The 20496-nt window shown below is 45.5% G+C and carries 21 protein-coding genes and 3 tRNA genes; 17 read left to right on the forward strand and 7 right to left on the reverse strand.

What is annotated here, in order from left to right; all coding sequences use genetic code 11:
- Positions 1 to 89: 89 nt before the first annotated feature.
- Positions 90 to 794: an ABC transporter ATP-binding protein gene (locus tag KE626_RS04910; protein ID WP_211971761.1), complete on the reverse strand. Its 705-nt coding sequence runs from the start codon at positions 792 to 794 to the stop codon at positions 90 to 92.
- A 5-nt stretch (positions 795 to 799) separates the two neighbouring features.
- Positions 800 to 1090: an Asp-tRNA(Asn)/Glu-tRNA(Gln) amidotransferase subunit GatC gene (gene gatC, locus KE626_RS04915; RefSeq protein WP_211971762.1), complete on the reverse strand. Its 291-nt coding sequence runs from the start codon at positions 1088 to 1090 to the stop codon at positions 800 to 802.
- A gap of 180 nt (positions 1091 to 1270) precedes the next feature.
- On the opposite strand from gatC, the gene trpS reads away from it, so the two are divergent.
- From trpS to KE626_RS04955, 8 genes are all read left to right on the forward strand, one after another.
- Positions 1271 to 2278, forward strand: a complete 1008-nt coding sequence (trpS, locus tag KE626_RS04920) for a tryptophan--tRNA ligase (protein WP_211971763.1) — start codon at positions 1271 to 1273, stop codon at positions 2276 to 2278.
- 46 nt (positions 2279 to 2324) lie between these two features.
- Positions 2325 to 2960: a deoxynucleoside kinase gene (locus KE626_RS04925; protein WP_133808723.1), complete on the forward strand. Its 636-nt coding sequence runs from the start codon at positions 2325 to 2327 to the stop codon at positions 2958 to 2960.
- Between the two features lie 387 nt (positions 2961 to 3347).
- Complete coding sequence (locus tag KE626_RS04930) at positions 3348 to 4142, forward strand: hypothetical protein (RefSeq protein WP_211971764.1); 795 nt, start codon at positions 3348 to 3350, stop codon at positions 4140 to 4142.
- Positions 4109 to 6178 (forward strand): ComEA family DNA-binding protein, encoded by a 2070-nt coding sequence (locus KE626_RS04935; protein ID WP_211971765.1) that lies wholly within the window; start codon positions 4109 to 4111, stop codon positions 6176 to 6178. Before KE626_RS04930 ends, KE626_RS04935 begins: the two co-directional genes overlap by 34 nt.
- Positions 6179 to 6370: 192 nt before the next feature.
- A complete protein-coding gene (locus KE626_RS04940; RefSeq protein ID WP_211971766.1) occupies positions 6371 to 6661 on the forward strand; it encodes a hypothetical protein in 291 nt (96 codons plus the stop codon).
- A 72-nt stretch (positions 6662 to 6733) separates the two neighbouring features.
- The gene (locus tag KE626_RS04945; RefSeq protein WP_133808729.1) at positions 6734 to 7045 is read left to right on the forward strand and encodes a DUF3467 domain-containing protein; all 312 of its coding nucleotides are present in this window, start codon (positions 6734 to 6736) and stop codon (positions 7043 to 7045) included.
- Between the two features lie 11 nt (positions 7046 to 7056).
- Positions 7057 to 8130, forward strand: coding sequence for an Ldh family oxidoreductase (locus tag KE626_RS04950; protein ID WP_211971767.1), 1074 nt, complete (start codon positions 7057 to 7059; stop codon positions 8128 to 8130).
- Between the two features lie 80 nt (positions 8131 to 8210).
- On the forward strand, positions 8211 to 9530 hold the full coding sequence (locus tag KE626_RS04955; protein ID WP_211971768.1) for an aspartate kinase: 1320 nt from the start codon (positions 8211 to 8213) through the stop codon (positions 9528 to 9530).
- Between the two features lie 69 nt (positions 9531 to 9599).
- Here the strand turns inward: KE626_RS04955 and KE626_RS04960 are convergent, their stop codons facing one another.
- The 4 genes from KE626_RS04960 to dinB form a co-directional block, all read right to left on the reverse strand.
- Positions 9600 to 10058 carry an RES family NAD+ phosphorylase gene (locus KE626_RS04960; RefSeq protein ID WP_211971769.1) on the reverse strand — a complete coding sequence of 153 codons (459 nt, stop codon included), beginning with the start codon at positions 10056 to 10058 and terminating at the stop codon, positions 9600 to 9602.
- Positions 10059 to 10076: 18 nt separating this feature from the next.
- Positions 10077 to 10529, reverse strand: a complete 453-nt coding sequence (gene parS / locus KE626_RS04965; protein ID WP_211971770.1) for a type II RES/Xre toxin-antitoxin system antitoxin — start codon at positions 10527 to 10529, stop codon at positions 10077 to 10079.
- Between the two features lie 43 nt (positions 10530 to 10572).
- On the reverse strand, positions 10573 to 13530 hold the full coding sequence (locus KE626_RS04970; protein ID WP_211971771.1) for a DNA polymerase III subunit alpha: 2958 nt from the start codon (positions 13528 to 13530) through the stop codon (positions 10573 to 10575).
- A gap of 128 nt (positions 13531 to 13658) precedes the next feature.
- Positions 13659 to 14876: a DNA polymerase IV gene (dinB, locus tag KE626_RS04975; protein WP_211971772.1), complete on the reverse strand. Its 1218-nt coding sequence runs from the start codon at positions 14874 to 14876 to the stop codon at positions 13659 to 13661.
- Between the two features lie 317 nt (positions 14877 to 15193).
- On the opposite strand from dinB, the gene KE626_RS04980 reads away from it, so the two are divergent.
- Positions 15194 to 15865, forward strand: coding sequence for an SdpI family protein (locus tag KE626_RS04980; protein WP_211971773.1), 672 nt, complete (start codon positions 15194 to 15196; stop codon positions 15863 to 15865).
- Between the two features lie 169 nt (positions 15866 to 16034).
- On the opposite strand, the gene KE626_RS04985 is transcribed toward KE626_RS04980, so the two are convergent.
- Positions 16035 to 16481, reverse strand: coding sequence for a hypothetical protein (locus KE626_RS04985; RefSeq protein WP_249207271.1), 447 nt, complete (start codon positions 16479 to 16481; stop codon positions 16035 to 16037).
- A 109-nt stretch (positions 16482 to 16590) separates the two neighbouring features.
- On the opposite strand from KE626_RS04985, the gene KE626_RS04990 reads away from it, so the two are divergent.
- The 8 genes from KE626_RS04990 (at position 16591) to KE626_RS05025 (ending at position 20491) form a co-directional block, all read left to right on the forward strand.
- Positions 16591 to 17343 carry an XRE family transcriptional regulator gene (locus KE626_RS04990; protein ID WP_211971774.1) on the forward strand — a complete coding sequence of 251 codons (753 nt, stop codon included), beginning with the start codon at positions 16591 to 16593 and terminating at the stop codon, positions 17341 to 17343.
- Positions 17344 to 17688: 345 nt separating this feature from the next.
- Positions 17689 to 18015 carry a cupin domain-containing protein gene (locus KE626_RS04995; RefSeq protein ID WP_211971775.1) on the forward strand — a complete coding sequence of 109 codons (327 nt, stop codon included), beginning with the start codon at positions 17689 to 17691 and terminating at the stop codon, positions 18013 to 18015.
- A gap of 71 nt (positions 18016 to 18086) precedes the next feature.
- Positions 18087 to 18284 carry a 30S ribosomal protein S21 gene (rpsU, locus tag KE626_RS05000; RefSeq protein WP_079470678.1) on the forward strand — a complete coding sequence of 66 codons (198 nt, stop codon included), beginning with the start codon at positions 18087 to 18089 and terminating at the stop codon, positions 18282 to 18284.
- A gap of 86 nt (positions 18285 to 18370) precedes the next feature.
- On the forward strand, positions 18371 to 19309 hold the full coding sequence (locus KE626_RS05005; RefSeq protein ID WP_428845022.1) for a tyrosine-type recombinase/integrase: 939 nt from the start codon (positions 18371 to 18373) through the stop codon (positions 19307 to 19309).
- A gap of 162 nt (positions 19310 to 19471) precedes the next feature.
- A complete protein-coding gene (locus KE626_RS05010; protein ID WP_079470676.1) occupies positions 19472 to 19771 on the forward strand; it encodes an HPF/RaiA family ribosome-associated protein in 300 nt (99 codons plus the stop codon).
- 235 nt (positions 19772 to 20006) lie between these two features.
- A tRNA-Thr gene (locus KE626_RS05015) sits at positions 20007 to 20080 on the forward strand.
- Positions 20081 to 20139: 59 nt separating this feature from the next.
- A tRNA-Tyr gene (locus KE626_RS05020) sits at positions 20140 to 20224 on the forward strand.
- 194 nt (positions 20225 to 20418) lie between these two features.
- A tRNA-Gly gene (locus KE626_RS05025) sits at positions 20419 to 20491 on the forward strand.
- Positions 20492 to 20496: the final 5 nt, after the last annotated feature.

The following is a 20496-nucleotide window of genomic DNA, read 5'->3' on the forward strand; positions in this document are numbered from 1 at the left end:
GTTTTGTGCGATTGCAAATTACGAAATACGGCGTTATAAGCAGGGAGGGTCCCTTCCTATAACGCCGTCGGGTATGATGAATATTTTTATTAGAGTACAGCCACTTTTTCGTTGACACGGTCCGATTCTATTATCCCATCACGCAAGCGGATAACACGTTTGGCATGATCGGCAATATCTTCCTCATGTGTAACCAGCACAACAGTGTTGCCGGAAGCGTGGATGGCGCCAAAGATCTCCATGATTTCCACAGAAGTTCTGGAGTCCAGGTTACCGGTGGGCTCATCGGCAAGTATGAGGGAGGGGTTATTTACCAGGGCGCGGGCAATGGCCACACGCTGGCACTGGCCGCCGGAAAGTTCATTGGGTTTATGTTTATAGCGTTCGCCCAGCCCTACTTTTTCCAGCATGGCAATGGCCCTTTCGGTCCGTTCTTTTTTGTTGATACCGGCGTAGATCAGCGGAATGGCCACGTTTTCCAGTGCGGAAAGCCGGGGCATCAGGTTAAACTGCTGGAATACGAAGCCGATTTCCTTGCCACGAACGGTGGCGAGGTCATTATCTTCCATTTTACTCACATCATGTCCGCTCAGGATATACCTGCCGCTGGTAGGCGTGTCCAGGCATCCGAGGATATTCATCAGGGTGGATTTACCGGAACCGGAGGGTCCCATCAGTGCTACATATTCATTTTTGAAAATGTCGAGCGTTACTCCTTTGAGCACCGGGAGTTCATTTTTTCCGAGAAAATAGCTTTTCCTGATTTCTTCCAGATGGATGACGGACTTTTGCATGTGGGTTATTTCTTTATAATTTTCGGCACTTTAAAGTATTCCTCAGTAGCTGATGGTGCGTTCCGCAGGGCTTCTTCACGGGTAGTACCTGGCATGACCCTGTCTTCCCGGAAAACATTATAATCATCTGTCAGATGAAGTAATGGTTTCACGTTAGTAGTATCCAGTTCATTCAACTTCTCTACGAAGGTAATCATCCGCTGGAGCTCACCGCGTATCTCCACCTTTTCCTGGTCGTTAAATTCCAGTCTGGCCAGATCTGCCAGTTGTTGCACCAGTGCTTCGTTGACTTCCATAATCAAAATAAATCAAAAGATAATGAAATATAAATGGTAAATATGATAGTGCCGCAAAATTAGGGATAAACGGCCAGAAAAAGCGGAAAGCTTAAAGCATAAAGCAAAACGGCGGCGGCAGCGCACAATAACCGCTTTTTGCTTTAAGCTTTCCGCTTTTTCATTAAATTGCGCCCTGTTATGGCTACAGAAAAAGAAATTGTGGTAAGCGGCATACGCCCCACCGGTTATTTGCATTTAGGCAATTATTTTGGCGCAATCCGTAATTATATCCGGATGCAGGAAGACTTTAACTGCTATTTTTTCGTGGCAGACTGGCATTCACTGACTACCCATCCTGATCCGAAGGATCTGCCGGGTAATGTAATGCGGGTACTGGCAGAAAATATTGCTTCGGGACTGGATCCTGAAAAGGTGTCCCTTTATGTGCAAAGCGATATTCCGGAAATTTCGGAACTGTACCTGCTGATGAATATGCTTGCCTATGTTGGTGAGCTGGAAAAGGTACCCACCTTCAAGGACAAGGTGCGGTTACAACCGCAGAATGTGAACGCAGGCTTGCTGACCTACCCGGTGCTCATGAGCGTGGATATTTTGATCCAGCGTGCAGTAAAGGTGCCGGTGGGTAAAGACCAGGGGCAGCACCTGGAAATGGCACGCAATTTTGCACAGCGTTTTAATCATCGTTATGGTGATTTGTTTCCTGAACCGGAAGCCTTCAACTATGGTGATGGATTGGTGCGTATTCCCAGCCTGGACGGAGAAGGTAAGATGAGCAAGAGTGAAAATGAAATGGCTACATTATACCTGGCCGACGACGACGATAAGATCATCAAGAAAATAGCAAAAGCTAAGACCGATACAGGTACTGGCGTACCCGGCTCTCCTATGCCGGAATCAGTCAGGAACCTGCTGGATCTGATGAAACTGGTGTGTGCTCTTGACCTCGCGCCGTTTTACGAAGACACATGGAACACCAATGGAAGTATCCGTTTTGGTGATATGAAAAAGCAGCTGGGAGAAGATATGGTGAAATTTATTGCGCCTATCCGTGAACGGGCAAAAGAACTACAGCGGGACACAGACTATCTGAAGAAGATTATGAAATCCGGTGCAGAAAAGGCCAGGGCGAATGCGGCACAAACTTTGCAACAGGCGAAAAAACTTATTGGCATAAATTATTATTGAAAAAGTCGCCAACTGTAGCTATTTTCAATGTTAGACCTATCATCGCATGGCAAAACAGAACAAGATCAAACATATCGCCATCGCCGGAAATATCGGCGCTGGTAAAACCACGCTCACAGAGATGCTGTGCAGACATTATAAATGGCATCCGCAGTATGAAGATGTTGAGCACAATCCATATTTGAATGATTTTTATGAAGATATGCCTCGCTGGTCCTTTAACCTGCAGGTATATTTTCTGAACGGCAGATTAAAGCAACTGCTGGAAGTGCAGAATGGCAAGGAAACGGTGATACAGGATCGCACCATTTATGAAGATGCGCATATTTTTGCGCCCAATCTTTATGAAATGGGACTGATGACCAAGCGTGATTTCGACAACTATTTCAACTTTTTTGAAACGCTGAAAAGCATGGTGAAGCCGCCGGACCTGCTGATCTATCTGCAGGCATCGGTGCCTACCCTGGTAGCGCAGATTCAGAAAAGAGGAAGAGAGTACGAGGAAAATATACGGCTCGACTATCTGAAACGCCTGAACGAATATTATAACAACTGGATTGAGAAATATAAAGAAGGCCCGTTGCTGATTATCGATATCGATAAAAATAAATTCCCGGAAAGCGATGAAGACCTGGGAGAGATTATTTCCAAGATTGATTCCCAGCTGTACGGATTATTTTAGACTGTGATTAGTTTGATTAGAATGATGATCCTGATTTTGTCTTTACCAGGATTAAACTGATTTCATTGATTGTTCTGATTTTTTACTAATATTAAAAGATTAAAAAATTAGCGGAGATAGATAAGATAAACACTTATCAGTCTTCGCTAATTTTTTTGTCATATAAAACCACATTGAAAAAATCCTGCTAATCAACGAAATGAGTTTAATCCTGGTAAAGACAAAATCAGGATCATCCTCTTAATCAGTTTAATCATAGTCCTGTTTGTGTTTCATTAACGTTTGGTTGTTATGTGATTTCTATATTTGATGCTGTAGATAGCATTTTTGTTAACCCAAACACATCAGCTATCGGTTAGAATTTTTATTGTTAAACCCAATTCCCGGATGAAACAGTTGTTGTTGACCCTTATATCCACGTGGTGGATTGCGCTGTTGCCTGCACAGCCGCTATTGATGCCTGTAGGAAAGAATACCACAGTAGGCAGTTATAGCCGTCATTTTCAAAATGTGATAGCTGCATGGAATAACCCAGCGGGTTTATCCTGTTTACCGGAATTCGGCGCCGGTATTTACGCTGAAAACAGGTTCCTGTTAAAGGCTGCCTCCTTATATGCAGTGATGGCAGCTGTGCCGGTGCAGGCGGGTGCTTTTGGAGGGAGTATTATGCGACTGGGCAACAGCGCCTGGTATCAGCAACGTATCAGCGGAGCATATGGCCGCAGCCTTGGCCGCAAACTGGGAATAGGGTTGCAGTTTAATTACGAAACCACTGCAGCGCAGGGCGTGGGCAGCAGTAGTGGTATTGGTTTTACAGGGGGACTGCTATGGCACGTCAGCGAAAAACTACACACGGGTGTACAGGCATACAAGCTATCAGGAACATCTCCCATCTACAGTGGCGGTGCTGGTTTCGAAGCATCGCGCGATTGTTTGCTGACCGCGGGAATCATCAATACAGGTGCGGTCACCAGTGTAACTGCTGCCGCATACTACCGCATTGTTCCCGCACTGGCCCTGGAAATAGGGATCGCTACGGCGCCGGCGTATAACAACGCTGCTGTCATCTTTTACCTGCGCTCTCTTCGGATCGATATTGCCGCTGGGTTTCATCCGCAACTGGGTATCACACCTTCAACCTCGCTGATATGGCAACCGGCTACCTTATCTGTTGCGGAATAGTGGGTTGTCTGCTCTTGTCGGTCAGCAAACGGGTGATGGCCCGGCAGCAGGAAGAAACACAACCAGCAGTGATAGAGAATAACCTGGAGCGGGAAGCTGCGGGTACAGAAAGTGTATCGGAAGATGATGCACAATGGCAGCGGCTCAATGCGTTGGGGCGACACAAAATCCAGCTGAATACGGCAGACGAGGCAACGTTGCAATCTATCGGGCTATTAACGCCGCTGCAGATCAGTAATTTCCTGCAATACCGGTTATTGCTCGGGGACCTCTTAAGCATCTATGAATTACAGGCAGTTCCAGGGTTTGAGCCAGACGTAATCCGGCGTATCCTGCCTTTTGTGATGGTGGGTAACGATCTCGCACCACATTATACGTTGCATGACTACCTGCATAAAGGCGATCATAGCCTCCTGCTGCGGTATGCCAGGCCACTGGAGAAAGCGAAAGGCTTCTTACATACCGATAGCACCTTGCCTGCCTACATGGGCGGCCCGGAAAAATTGTTTATGCGTTACCGTTATAATTTTCCACGTTATATCAGTTGGGGAATTGTCATGGAAAAAGATGCCGGCGAAGCATTTTTTAAAGGTGCCCAACAACAGGGATTTGATTTTTACAGCGCGCATGTTTTTATAAGGCAGTACCGGAAAGTTAAAGCACTGGCTTTGGGCGACTATACGGTGAATATGGGGCAGGGATTATTAAACTGGCAGGCGCAGGCTTTGGGTAAAGGCGCCGGAGTAATGCAGGTAAAGCGCGAAGGAGAAGTATTGAGGCCCTATACTTCGCCGGGAGAATTCTATTTTTTCAGAGGCGCCGCTATAACGCTGCAGCATCAGCACTGGGAGGCTACTGCTTTTGTATCAGAACGGAAACAGGATGCCAGTACTGACACTTTAATGGATGAAGTGACAGCGGCAACCGTGATCAGCAGTGGTTATCACCGTACCGCCAGCGAAGCGGCAAAGCGCGGACGTGTACAGCTAATCAGCGCGGGAGGAAATATCCGTTACAATATCCGCCGCTGGCAACTGGGAGCAAATGTCATCTGTCATCGTTTTTCGCCCGCCCTGCAGAAGGAAATTGTACCATATAACCAGTTTGATTTTAACGGGAGTCAACTCTCCGCTGCAAGCATCGACTATGCCGGTAGCTGGAAAAATGTACACTTATTCGGAGAAGCTGCTGTAAGTAACAATGGTAAATCGGCCATTGTGCAGGGGTTATTAATGAGTGTGGCACCATCCGCGGATATGGCGATCGTTTATCGTTACTATGACAAGGCTTACCAATCGCTCTATGCAAAAGGTTTTGGTGATGGCTATCGTACTGTCAACGAACAGGGATTATATACAGCCGTAACAGTTAAAGTAACTGCGCGTGTTAAGCTGGATGCCTATGCCGATTTTTTCCGGTTCCCATGGCTGAAGTACCGCGTTAATGCGCCGTCTGCCGGACAGGAATATTTTATGCAGGGCACTTTTATTCCTGGAAAAAAAATAACGATGTTGCTTCGATACAACTACCGGCAGGCCAGTGAAAATATCCTGTTGCCCGATAATCCCATTAAGATGTTGATGCTCGTAACTACCCGGCATATACGGCTTCAATGTAATTGGCAATGGAATAAACAGCTGGAGGCCAGAACCAGGTTGGAATATACCAGCTATCAATCAGCTGCGGGCGCTCAGCAGGGATGGATGATTTACCAGGACGTAGGTTATCATTTCAAACATTTACCATTTGTGCTAAGCGGGAGAGTGGCACGTTTTCAAACCAGCAGTTACGACTCCCGCATCTATGCATCGGAAAGCAGCGTGTTGTATGAAAACGCGGTATCTCAGCTCTATGGCCTCGGCTGGCAATATTACCTGAACATAAAATGGAAAACAAACAGGCGATTATCCTGTTGGGCGCGTTTTCATCAAACTATTTATCCGGGTATTGATAAGATAGGCAGCGGCAATGACCAGGTTGCCGGCAATAAAAAAACACTGCTGCAATTTCAACTGCAGTATCTAATCAGAAGATGACGCAAAATTTTATTTTATTTTTTTTGTGTTGCAATGAATTGCTTTTCAGTTAATTATATCGATATTTTTACTTTCTGTTAAAATAATGTTAACTAGATGCAACACAGCGTCTTATTTTTTTCTAACTTGTGGCTGTCAACCGAAATCTAAATCTAACTTGCTTTATGAGCGAATTTCTTCTGCGGAAGAAGTTTGTGTCGAGAACCCGGATCTGCGCCTGGACTTTGTTTCCAGGCCAGAAGTAATGTAGATACGATTCACCTCCGCATCAATGTTGCCAATTCCAAACACATCAACAACAATGCAACTATTACCATTAATGGTGGAAAAGTGTTTCCCGGTCGTCAGGGAAGTATCGGTCAAACCATGCAACAGACAGTATCTGCCTGGAGTTACAGGGATCTTCAAATCCCCGGAAGCGGGGCGTGGCAGCTGGGAGTTGGTGTGCAAAATCTGAAGACGACGACTATTAAACAGGCCTAATCCGCTGTTTATAAAAAAAGAGGGCTCATTTGAGTCCTCTTTTTCTATTTTTGTACGGCAAAATCATACAACATGGAAAATCAGGAAGAACAGAATCAGCTTAATATAGAGTTAAATGAAGAAATCGCCGAAGGACAATATGCGAATCTTGCTATCATTACTCATTCAAACGCAGAATTTGTAGTCGACTTTGTAAATGTGATGCCCGGTCTGCCCAAAGCGAAAGTAAAATCCCGTATAATCCTCACGCCACAGCATGCCAAGCGGTTTATGAAGGCCATGCTGGATAATATTAAGAAGTATGAATCTGTGCATGGTCCTATCCAGGATCAGGAGCAGGTGTCTGTACCGTTGAATTTTGGTGGACCTACCGCTCAGGCTTAACTCGTTATCAGATGGAACATATTTTTTCTTATCATCATTTGAGGGAGTTTACCCGCGAGGTTTTTATTCATATGGGTTGCAGCCTGGAACATGCTGCATTGGCGAGCGAGGTACTGGTATCGGCGGATTTGCGTGGTATCGATTCTCATGGAATAGCCCGTTTATCGGGCTATGTTCGTTTATGGGAGGCTAAGCGCATCAATGCGCGACCTGATATTCGTGTGGTACATGAAACGCCCAGTACTGCAGTAATTGATGGTGATGCCGGGCTTGGCCTTGTAGTGGCGCCGTTTGCTATGGAAATAGCCATGCAGAAAGCTGCTGCAGTGGGTACCGGCTGGGTAAGCGTGAAAAACTCCAATCATTTTGGTATTGCCGGTTACCACGCCATGATGGCGTTGGAGCGCGACATGATAGGTATGGCTATGACGAATGCCAGTCCACTGGTGGCGCCAACTTTTTCCACAGAACGTATGTTGGGTACCAATCCCATAGCAGTAGCCATTCCGGCAAAGGAGCAGCCGGCTTTTGTGGCCGATTTCGCCACTACCACTGCAGCAAACGGTAAACTGGAGATCCTTCAACGTAAAAATGAAGAAGCGCCTTATGGCTGGATCCAGGATAAAGAAGGCCATCCAAGTAAAAATCCTCATGAACTCAAAGATGGCGGTGCTTTGCTGCCGCTTGGAGGCGATCGTGAGCATGGAAGTCATAAGGGGTATTGTTTGGGAGCAATTGTTGATATATTTTCGGCCGTTCTTTCAGGGGCCAATTATGGACCATGGGCGCCTCCTTTTGTGAGTTTTCTGCCGTTATCTCCTGATCCGGTAGGAGAGGGACTCGGGCATTTCTTCGGAGCTATGCGTGTAGACGCCTTCCGTCCGGCAGAGGAGTTTAAAGCCAATATGGATACCTGGATCGGCCGCTTCAGAGCTGCTGAGCCGGTAACAGGAAAAAAAGTGCTGATACCAGGCGACCCTGAAAGAGAAATGCACCACGAAAGGCTGGAGAATGGTATTCCCGTAATAGCCCCGGTGGTGAAGGATATGCAGGAAGTAGCCGCAAAGTTTAATTTGAATTTTTAAATCGTAATCGTTCATAAAAAACACCCGGAATAAAGCCAGGGCTGAGTTTCAGGTAGCTAAAGCAAAAACAAAACATTCAGATGAAAGTGTTAAAATTTGGTGGCACCTCCGTGGGGAAACCAGAGCGTATGCAGTCGGTATCGCAACTGATCACAGCAGATAATGATCAGAAAATTGTGGTCCTGTCTGCACTGTCAGGCACCACAAATTCCCTCGTGGAAATTAGTCAGTCACTGTCGGAAGGTAAGAAGGAACAGGCGAAGCAGCAGATCGATAAGCTGGAAAGCCACTACCGTACCTTTTGTGAAGAGCTGGTGAAACAGGAAGCCGGACGCGCAAAAGCGAAGGCGATTGTTGATGAACACTTCGAATTTCTGAATATTATTCTGAAGATATCCTTTAACGAGGCGCTGAATAAAGATATCCTGGCACAGGGAGAATTATTGTCTACCCGCCTGTTCTGCGTATACCTGGAAGAAGCGGGTATTCCGGCAGTACTGTTACCAGCACTGGATTTCATGAGCATTGACGAATATGAAGAGCCAGAAATCCCGAAAATAAAAATCAAACTGGCCAATCTCATCAGCCAGCATAAAGGACAGCATGTGTTTATTACACAGGGTTATATCTGCCGCAATGCCCGTGGTGAGGTAGATAACCTGAAACGGGGTGGCAGCGATTATTCTGCATCCCTGATCGGTGCGGCTATCCAGGCTGCTGAGGTACAGATATGGACGGATATAGACGGTATGCACAACAATGATCCGCGTGTAGTGGATAAAACCTTCCCCATTGAACAGCTCTCTTTTGATGAAGCAGCAGAGCTGGCATATTTTGGCGCCAAGATCCTGCATCCTGCATCTATCTGGCCTGCGCAGCATTTCAATATCCCGGTGAAGCTGCTGAATACCATGCAGCCGGAAGCTAAAGGTACCATCATTACCGAACTGCCTAATGGCAACGGGGTAAAAGCCATTGCTGCAAAAGATGGTATCATTGCTATCAAAATCAAATCCAGCCGCATGTTGCTGGCATATGGTTTCCTCCGCAAGATTTTTGAAATATTCGAAAAATACCGTACCCCGATCGATATGATCACTACTTCTGAAGTGGCGGTATCCGTTACGATCGATAATCAGCAATACCTGGATCAGATCCTGAAAGAACTGCAACCATTTGGTACTGTAGAACTGGATTATCACCAGACCATTGTATCTATTGTAGGTAACGAAGTAGCTGCTACGCCTTCTATTATCACCAAATTATTTGATGCCATCGAAGAAATTCCGTTGCGCATGATCTCTTATGGTGGCAGCAGACATAATATATCCATCCTGATCAATGGTCAGTTTAAAGAAAAAACATTACAGGTGCTGAATAAAGGTTTATTCGGTCTGTAACTGAAATAATCTGTAAAAAGAAATGCCGCGAAGAATTTCTTCGCGGCATTTCTTTTATAAAATGATCTTTTACTTTTTTAATCGCTGGTCAAACACAAACGGTTGGGTGTTGCTCACCGTGATACTGGCTGCATCCGGATGCAGCGGGTTGATCAGGTAGTTGGATTCGTCTGCTATAATAACTGAGGGAATTCTCAGTACAGCATATTTAGCAGTATCTATCCATTCATCTCCGATGCCCTGTGATTGCGGATCCGGTGCCAGCGATTGCCAGCCTGAAGGCAGATCGTATTTGGTCAGTACTTTAATGGCAATGTTATCCGGAATGTGAATCGTGGCGATACAGAAATCCTGTACAATGTTTTTCAGGGGAATATGCACCAGCACCTCCAATGCCGATAATGCCCTGCTGCCAGCAGTATACACAATGGAATGCCCCGGACTGTTCCAGCGTCCTCCGTACAAACGCGCACCGGTTCCGCTCAGGTCATTAATGTAAGCGCACTTACTGATCCTGTATACTTCCATGTCGATAGTTTCGTTGATTTATGCAAAGATGCCATGCTCAATGCGCCCCAGCTCATCTTGTATGAGCTGAAACCCAAAAGTGGTATCTAAAAGCGAAATAGGGGATTGATAGTTGAAAGCAGGTAACGGTGTTCTCATCCATTCCTTGAAGTTTTCCAGCTGACCGAATACTTCGGTACCGCGCTGGTAAAGCTGAGACAGCAGAATAGCGCGCTCAGAGGTGTCGGCAGACAGTTTGGCGTCGTCCGCATAGCGTTGCAGCGTTCTTTCTGAAACATGTACCACCTGTGCCAGTTCTGACAAAGAAAAGGACAGCTGTCTGCTCAGATTCAGCAACGCCTGCTTAATGATCCCGCTACGGGACAACTGTATAAAATCAAAATAGCCGCTATCGGCAATGAAGGCCGCTCCAGGTGCTTCTACTATTAATAACGCATTTTCCTGCACGCGGTATCCTTTTACATGTTTCATAATACCCGACATTTGTCACAAAAATACAACAATTTGTCGTGATTTACGATTTTTTATCTTCAAAATAGCCAATCTTCCGCATCTTATTGATTTCCAGTGTGATCACGTCATGCTCCTTTACCACCTTCCCCTGTAATGCATAAAAACCGTGTTTCTGAAAAGGGTATTGCCGCAAACTATCCGGAAAGTGCACGGTATCAACAAATGTACCTTCCCGGTCCAGGAAAGTACCAAAACACATTGGCTCGCCTTTGCTGCTGCGCAGATATTTTGTGGTAACCAGGTACCCCAGGGTAGTTACCGGCCGTCCCACATAATTTTCGAACTCACGGGCAGGCATATACGTACTTTGGTTATGTTGCAATACGCTAAAAGGTGATTGCAGCGGAAAGCCCAGCAGGTCAATTTCATCAAACGCATCTTCATGCGCGTGATAGGCAAGTGTGGGCAATTCACAATCTACAGGAGCGCGCCCAAACAGCGGGAGACTGTGCGTATTACTGCTTTCTTTACTTTTTACCAGCAGGCTGCTTTTCCACAACAACTCTTTTTTGGTGTAACCGGTAAAGTTGAAACAGCCAATACGGATCAATATTTCCAGTTGTTCCGGTCCGGGTGAGATACGGTTGGTAAAATCCTCCAGGTGCCGGAACGGGCCGTAGTCCTTTCGTTCGGCCAATATTCTTTCTGCCAGCAGTTGCTCCAGCCCTTCTACATGGATGAGTCCCACATATACATCCTTTCCCCTGATATTGGTAACATAGTCACTGTTATTGATACAGGGTGGATGCAGCGTTACCCCCGTTTTTTGTAACTCCCGGAAATATAGTTCCCGGTTATAGAATCCTCCGAAATTGTTGATGACCGCCACCATAAATTCAGCCGGAAAATATGTTTTCAGGTACAGGCTCTGATAGCTCTCTACCGCAAAACTGGCAGAATGGGCTTTGGAAAAAGAGAAGTTCGCAAAGCTGGCTATTTGTCGCCACACCTCCCTGGATACCTGTTCTGAATGACCGCGGGCAACACAGTTCTGAAGAAATTTGCTCTCTATGTTCTCAAAATCATTGGAGTCCCTGTATTTCCCACCCATGGCCCGGCGCAGCGTATCTGCATCCGCCAGTTCAAGCCCTGCAAACCGGTGTGCTACCTTGATTACATCCTCCTGGTACACCATGATACCAAAAGTTTCTTTCAACAGTTCTTCGATGATGGGATGCAGGTATACCACCTTATCCGGTGCACGATATCGTTGTACATATTCTTTCATCATCCCCGACTGCGCTACTCCGGGGCGTATAATAGAACTGGCGGCCACCAGCGCGAGGTAATTGTCGCAGCGCAGTTTTAGCAGCAGCTGCCGCATAGCGGGTGATTCTATATAAAAACATCCGATGGTATTAACCGTTGCCAGGTTATTTTTTACACGGGTATCGATCTGAAATGCTTTTACATTATGGATGTCAATATCCGTATGCCGGTTTTCTTTGATGATGTCAATGGCATCGCGTATATGCCCAAGTCCGCGCTGGCTGAGAATATCAAACTTATGAAGCCCGATGCGCTCTGCCTGCCACATGTCCAGTTGTGCCGTCAGAAAGCCTTTGGGAGGTAAATAGGTTGTGCAGTAATGATGGATCGGCGTTTCGCTGATCAGGATCCCTCCCGCATGAATGCTCAGATGGTTGGGGAAAGCCGGCTTCCTGTCCATCAGCTGGCAGTAGTGTGCTATCTTCCGGTGAATGCCGTCGTCTTCAAGTTGTATATTAAAACCGTTCTCCAGTATTTTGTCAATTTCTTTTTTGGGTAAGCCATACACTTTCCCCAACTCGCGTATAATTGCATTTGTCTGGAAAGTGGTAACAGTACCCAGCAGCGCGGTATGCGCTGCACCATATTTATCAAAAACATATTGAATGATCTGGTCACGGTCGCGCCATGAAAAATCAATATCAAAGTCCGGTGGGGAAGACCGGCTGGGATTAAGAAACCGCTCGAAATACAGATCAAGTTCTATCGGATCTACGTCCGTAATCTTTGTACAATAAGCAATAATTGAATTGGCGCCGCTGCCACGGCCTACATAGAAAAATCCCCGTTCCTGCGCGTACCGGATAATATCCCAGGTGATCAAAAAATATGCTTCGAAATCCATCTGGGCTATGATAGCCAGTTCTTTTTCAATACGGCAAAGCGCTTCTGCATGATCATCGCCGTAACGGTAATACATCCCTTCCAGGGCGAGTTCCCGCAGCTTCATACGATCCCCTTCCAGGCTGCCGGTGAAGGTTTTTTTGTTGCGGGGAATATTAGGTGTTACATCCATTTCCACCCGGCAGGCGGCCATTATTTCCAGCGTGTTTTGTACGATATGCGGATACTCCGAAAAATGATCTACCATTTTTGCGGGAGATACAAATTGTTCTGCGGGGTGTCCTGTCATCTCTGGCGTGAGCTGTGAAATGAGAATGTTTTGATCGATGGCCCGCAGGAGCCGATGCAGTTCATAATGTTCTTCGTCCTGGAAGGTAACCGGTTGCAGTATCACAAGTTTATCGCGGATCGATAACGTATCTGTTCTGAACAATTTATTGCGCTCCCAGGGTTTTATGCCAATCAGTTCATGAGGCGCCAATAATGCAGGAGAGCGGCTTCCCCATGCATAAATAACAAAGGTATGAGGGATAACAGGAGCCTGGTCGGGAAAAGGGATTTCCCGTTGCAAATGGTCGGACAAAAATTTGTTGATTTCCAGCCAGCCGGTTTGGTTGCGTGCCAGCAACAGGTATTTAAAATCATTCCCATTCCTGCATTCCAGTCCCAGCATGGGTTTGATATAATGTTTGTTGCAAAGCGCTACAAATTCCCATGCGTCGGAAGTCATGTTGATATTCGTGAGCGCCAGTGAAACGATCCCAAGTTCACGCGCCTTTGTTATCAGCATTTCCGCATGCATGGTGCCATAGCGCAGGCTGAAAAATGTTTTGCAGTTGAGATACATATTTTAAACTGGTGTTGGGTTGAATGCTGATCATTTTCAGCAGGTGTTTAAACCTGATTTCTTGGGGAAATGCTGTACCCCGATATCCCCGCGGGCCGTACATCCTTCGGCCTGTTTCACCGCCAATTCTACTTCACTTTAAAATACGGCATGATATCTTTTTTATGGGTTTGCCCGTCTCTTTTACCGGGTGGGACTACATTGGTGCCTTTCATCAGGTACTCCCAGCCAAAGCGGTTTTTGATCTGGTCTATCGCCTGGTAGAGGGCAATCATTTCCTGTTTGTCGTCGAATAAACTGATCTGGTAATTCCCCTGTACCAGGTGGCTGAAACGTACGCCTATGAGGCGCACCAGCAGCCGGCGGTCATACAGTTTTTTAAATAAATCCTTTGCATGTTCCAGCAGCACATGGTCGGAGCAGCAGTAGGGTATCGACATTTGTTTGGTAACAGTTTCAAAATCCGAATAGCGTAATTTGAGTGTAATACAGCCGGTCAGTTTGTTTTGTTGCCGCAACTCAAATGCAATTTTTTCTGTCATCCGTACCAGTTCTGCATGCAGGAATTCCATATCAATAGTATCTGCAGGAAAGGTACTTTCCGTAGAAATAGATTTTTGTTCATAAAAAGGCACTACCGGGGAGTCGTCGATTCCGTTGGCTTTTTTCCAGAGCGCTATCCCGTTTTTCCCCATCCATGCTTCAAGCAGGGAGATGGGCACTTCACTCAGTGTTTTCACGGTTTCTACGCCACGGCGCCTCAGCTGGGCGCCGGTTTCACGACCTACCATCGGAATCTTTTCCACCGCCAGCGGTGCCAGAAAACTTTTTTCTTCGCCAAACAGTATTTCCAGTTGGCCGTTTGGTTTTGCCTCATCAGTAGCTACTTTAGACACCAGTTTATTGGATGCCAGTCCAAAGGAGATGGGTAGTCCCGATTCTTTCATAATGGCTTTCCGCAGCTCTGTTGTCCATTTCAGGGAGCCAAAGAATTTATCCATGCCGGAAAGGTCGAGGTAAAATTCATCGATAGATGACTTCTCATACAACGGCGCTTTGCCGGCAATGATCTCTGTAATCTCCCTGGATTTTGTGCTGTACAGTTCCATGTCGCCGCTGCGCACAATTGCATGCGGACAAAGCCGTAGCGCTGTTTTCATGGGCATGGCGGAATGAATACCATAACGCCTGGCTTCATAGCTGCACGCCGCCACCACTGCACGGTCGCTGCTGCCTCCTACAAGCAGTGGCTGACCGTTTAACCGGCTATCCCGCTGGCATTCGACTGATACAAAAAAGCAGTCAAGGTCGAAATGCGCAATGGTACGCTGTTGTAAAGTAATCATAATGACAACGGTTTGTGGATAAATAAAGGACGGAACAGCAAGACCGTATAAAAGCGATACACGGATGGCGGACCGGGCAAAGGGAGGATAGTATAGCAGCAGGCCTGCCAGCCGGAATCACTTTTATCTGTGACTGCTAAATTACTAATTATTTTAGTAATACTAATAAAATTAGCAAAATATTATTAAGATTTCTCTAAGGCCCAATTTTCGTAACTTTAACAGTACTTGAGCGTTATCCGATATGTACGAGCTAAGAGAATGAAAATGAAGGACAAAGGAGTCTGTGAATGGTTTTACCTTTAAACTTATCTCCAATGAAACAACCGGATTTTACCAAAGAGTTGCTTATCCTCGGCTTGTTACTGGTGCCCATGGTGTACCTGGCTATTATCTGGAATGCTTTACCGGTAACGATCCCCACCGGCAAAAACGCAGCTGGAATGCAGGAAATTGGTTCCAGAAGCGATTTTTTGCTGTTGATGATCTTCCTGTTTTTTACCAACGCACTGATTTATTTCCTGTTCAGATATATTCCCGCTGCGGGAGAAAAGCAGATCACACCTTCTGCCATCGAAGTAGAACACAAAGAATACTATCGTATTCGTTTTATGATACATTCCTACCAGGCCATTTTTACCTGCATCATTATTTTCCTGGTGAGCCAGGGACAACCGTTTATAATGGAGCGCTGGGCATTTATCGGGGTAGGGTTGCTGATAACGGGGATTGGCTTTTACCTGCGAAAACTTAAGCCCAATAATTATGTGGGGGTAAGAACGCCCTGGACATTGCAAAGTGCGGAAGTATGGACGCAAACACACCTGATGGCGAGCAATCTGTGGGTAAGTGCAGGAATTGTGATTATTGTGGCGGGATTTTTCCTCTCGCTGATCACAGGGGTGTTCATTATATTTTTTGTTGCCATTGTACTGGCAGCGCTGCCCTATATCTATTCGTTCCGGTTGTACAACAAGGATAAGGGATAGGTACGTATATCATGTTTTATTTAGTGGTCAATCGATAAAAAGAGCAAGAAAAAAGCCTCCCGACCAGGAGGCTTTTTCTTGCTCTTTTTATCATTTAGTCATTAGCATTTAGCTTTCAAACCTAAAACCTAAAACCTAAAAGCTGGCAGCTAAAAGCTAACAGCTGGTGTTAGAACCACCCTTTGCCCAGCGCCTCCCGGAAAGGCCAGGGGATCAGGGCCAATATCACTACCAGGGCAAGACCAAAAAAGATCAGGCCCAGTTTATGTTTTTGAGCGTCAGAGGCGGCTTTCTTTATTTTGGATTTACCGATGTGTACAAGAGCTATGGCAATAACGGCCATCACCTCGTGTTCTACGGTAAAGAACCTCAATGCGGGGCTTTTCATGGCAGCGCCCATATCAGCTAAGCCGGCTTTGGCCAGCGGACTTACAAAGAAAAGGAGGACTAGTCCGACCAATAGTTGCAGATCACACAGGATCATGAAAAAGAGACCTGCCTTGCTATCAGCTGCAGTAAATGGTGTTTTGCCGGTAACGCCTTTCAGTGAACGGATAACCGCCCAAATCCCAGCCAGTACTATAGCCCATCTTAAAAACGAGTGTAGATGTAACATATCGAGTTGGATTTTACCGGGCAAAAATAAGTGAAGCGCCCCGAATATATTTGGTAATTCTTAAAAATATTTGCTAATTTTGTTAGCAAGGTACTAAATTATTTAGGTTATGTCCGTAGTATGTCAGAATTTGAAATATCTGCGTAAGCAAAAAGCCTGGACGCAGCAGGAGTTTGCCGATAAGCTCGGTATTAAGCGTTCCCTGCTGGGTGCATATGAGGAAGAACGTGCAGAACCCCGTACAGAAATCCTGGAACAGGTAAGCGATATGTTCCGGGTATCCATCGATGATCTGCTCCGTCGTGATCTTGGCTCCCAGAAAGACAGCTTCCTGGAAAAGCGCCGTCAGCTCAAGCTGGGCAATGCCCGGCAAGCGATACATTTTGTGCCGGTAAAAGCGGCCGCCGGTTATCTTGCCGGTTATAATGATGAAGAATTTATCGAAGAGCTGAATACATTTACCTTGCCCATGCTGGGCGCAGGCGACTACCGGGCCTTCGAAATCGCGGGTGATTCCATGTTGCCGGTAACCTCAGGCTCTGTGATCGTTTGCCACAAGGTAGACGGATGGGACGAAATTAAAAACAATGAAACCTATGTGGTGATTACTTCCCGGGAAGGCATCGTTTTTAAAAGGATATTGAAAAATAACCGTTCCAAATCAAAGATCACCCTGGTATCCGATAACCCGCAGTTTGAACCATATGGGGTGGAAATGGAAGAAGTGCTGGAATTATGGCAGTCTGATGCCGTGATCAGCAAAGCAGGGCAACAGAGCCGTATGAGCGTCAACCACCTAGCTGATATGGTGAGCCACCTGCAGGACCAGGTGAGCCTGCTGAAAAAGAAACTGAAAGACTGATAAAAGATAAAGCGTCAGGGAAGTGAAGGAAGACAAACGGGGATGTCCCCGTTCGTATCTCCCTTCACTTCCCTGTCTCGTTTGTCAGACCATCATATAGGAACGACAAACGGAGATGCCCCGTTCGTTTCGTCCTTCACCTGTCCCGTTTGTTAGACCACCATACCTGTGTCGGCGACTGTTTGTTTGCCGATAGTTCATTTACCGGAAACTGCCATGGGTCTTACCTTTTTGTGCCGGCCATTTTACAGGATCTGCCCAGGCGAACACTACCCGAACATATCTCAAATTCATGATTCTTTCTTAATTTCGGGGTATCTCAGAACACGTTAAATCAACCATGGTATGAGGTTTCATGTTTCTTTTGCCGAGTCTTTAGGACAATTACAGAAAAGCGATGATGATTTCGCGGTATTGTTTGAGCACGGTTCCATGAGGGGTATTATTTTTGGCCCCGATGAGATAGATGGGCAGGAACCTCATATCCAGGACGAAATTTACCTGGTGATGAGAGGGAGCGGGGAATTTGAGCTGGAAGGAAAGGTGGTGACGGTAGGGGTCGGTGATTTCCTGTTTGTGCCCGCCGGCAGCGTGCATCAGTTCCGGAATTTTACAGCTGATCTGCTGTTATGGGTGATATTTTATGGACCGGAAGGAGGGGAGATAGAATAATTCTGATCGTCTTTTGTTTTTTTATAAATCTTGTATTATCTTTGCGTTCCTAAAAATAAGAGGCAAAAATTATGTTGATCATTGATTCTAAAGATTGCGAAAACATAGACAAGGCGCTTAAAAAATATAAAAAGAAGTTTGAGAAAGCTCGCATTTTACTGCAGCTGAGAACGCGCCAGTCTTTTACTAAACCATCTGTTAAACGTCGTAACCAGGTGTTAAAAGCCGTTTACAAGCAACAGTTGGCTACCGGTAAATTTGAAGATTAATATTGCATTAGCAATAAGCTGATTGCAACTCAAAATATTTGATGATTGTAAGGTTATTTTATAACTTTACAATCATCAATCTTTTTGTGTTGAACGAACCATTATATTCCTTAGCAGAGCGCTTTATAGCCTATATCCAGCTTGAAAAGCGATATTCGGCGCACACCTGTACAGCCTACCGCAACGATCTTTTCCAATTTATAGATTATGTAACCCTGAGCTATAGCAATACACCTGTTGAAGCGCTTTCGCATGTAATGATCCGTAGCTGGCTGGCCCGTTTAATGGAAGATGCCATGACGGCCAAAAGTGTAAACCGGAAAATCTCCACGCTCAAATCCTTTTTTAAATATTGCCTGCGTCAGGGCCTGATAAAACAGTCGCCTATGATAAAGGTTACCGCGCCCAAAATAAGCCGCCGCCTGCCGGGGTATATTGAGGAAAAGGGGATGCGTGCCCTGGAGGATAATGTGAGCCCGTTTGTTAATTCGCCACAGATTTTTGCAGGCGATTTTGAGGGGATTACCCACCGGCTCATCTTCGAAATCTTTTACCAGACGGGCATTCGTTTATCAGAGTTGATTTCCCTGCAGGAGCTCCGCGTTGACCACGGCAGCGAGTCATTTAAGGTAATGGGCAAGGGCGGTAAGGAGCGGATTATTCCTGTCAGCAAAGGGTTGCTGGTGCAAATAGGTGACTATATGGATCAGAAGCGCCGGCACCTGGAGGAGTTTGAAGGCGGTGTATTACTGGTGCATCCGCACAGCGGTCAGCGGTTATATCCCAAATATGTGTATTTAACGGTACGGAAGTATCTCACAGAACATCAGATCACTACTTTAAAAAAGAAAAGTCCGCATATTCTTCGTCATACTTTCGCTACGCACCTGGCAAACAATGGTGCAGATCTGAATGCCATCAAAGAATTGTTGGGGCACTCGAGCCTGGCTGCCACACAGGTTTACACGCATAATACCATAGAGCAGTTGAAGAAGGTATATAAGCAGGCACACCCAAAGGCTTAGCAGTTATTTTTGGCTTTTAACAAAATATTATGCGGCTATTCAGCATTGCATTGCAAAAGTGACTATATTAGTAATCAAGTTCTTTTACACTAAACGAGGATGCCTATGACCATAGTTTACAAACTAGAACCTAGATTGTTAAATATTTAAAAAATTAGTGCTATGAACGTACAAATTCAAACTGTGCATTTTGATGCTGATTCCAAATTGATAGATCATGTGAACAAAAAAGTTCAGAAGTTGAACACCTTTTATGACCGTATCATTAGCGTAGATGTATTTTTAAAAGTGGATAATTTAGCACACCAAATTAAAGACAAAATTGCCGAGATCAGAGTTCGAATACCCCGCCAGGACCTGTTTGTCAAACACGAGTCCAAGTCCTTCGAAGAATCTTTCGACCTAGCCTTCGAATCCCTTGTTGAGCAGGTGAAAAGAAAGAAGGAAAAGAAATTTCAATAATTTTCTGAAATAATTTTGGAAATATTAATCTCTTTGCTACCTTTGCCATCCCGATTCAAAAAGAGGGTCGGTAAAGGTAGCAAAGTTCTTTATGGTAGGGCGTTTTCAGGGAAGCAGATAAATTTTTAAATATTTGTAACAAACTGAAAAAAAGATTTTGAGAATTGAAAAAATCTCTTAATTTTGCGCTCTCTTTCAACGAGTTACTTTATTGAAAGAATGTTTTTTGAAAGATGCCAGCATAGCTCAGTTGGCCAGAGCTACTGATTTGTAATCAGTGGGTCGGGGGTTCGAATCCCTCTGCTGGCTCATCGGTTTTCATTTGGTTGTTTAATTAACGACTGAATGACAAAATCAAAAAAATGTTAGGGCAGGTTCCAGAGCGGCCAAATGGGGCGGACTGTAAATCCGCTGACTACGTCTTCATAGGTTCGAATCCTATCCTGCCCACCAAAACAGCGTGTTCCGCTTTTGCCTTAGCAGAGGCGGAACATAGTTGTTGAGTGAAAGGTGAGTAATTCAGAAGAAATAGAAATTACCCTAGCCCTGTGGTACAACAGCCTTTTAAAGCTCTTTTTTTTATTCTATAATTCTATAAGTGGAAAGTTGCAGTGTGTTGTTTGCCGGAAGCTTTGTGAATTAAAAATGCGGGAGTAGCTCAGTTGGTAGAGCGACAGCCTTCCAAGCTGTAGGTCGCGGGTTCGAACCTCGTCTCCCGCTCGTAT

This window comes from Chitinophaga hostae, assembly GCF_018224885.1.
Classification (GTDB): domain Bacteria; phylum Bacteroidota; class Bacteroidia; order Chitinophagales; family Chitinophagaceae; genus Chitinophaga; species Chitinophaga hostae.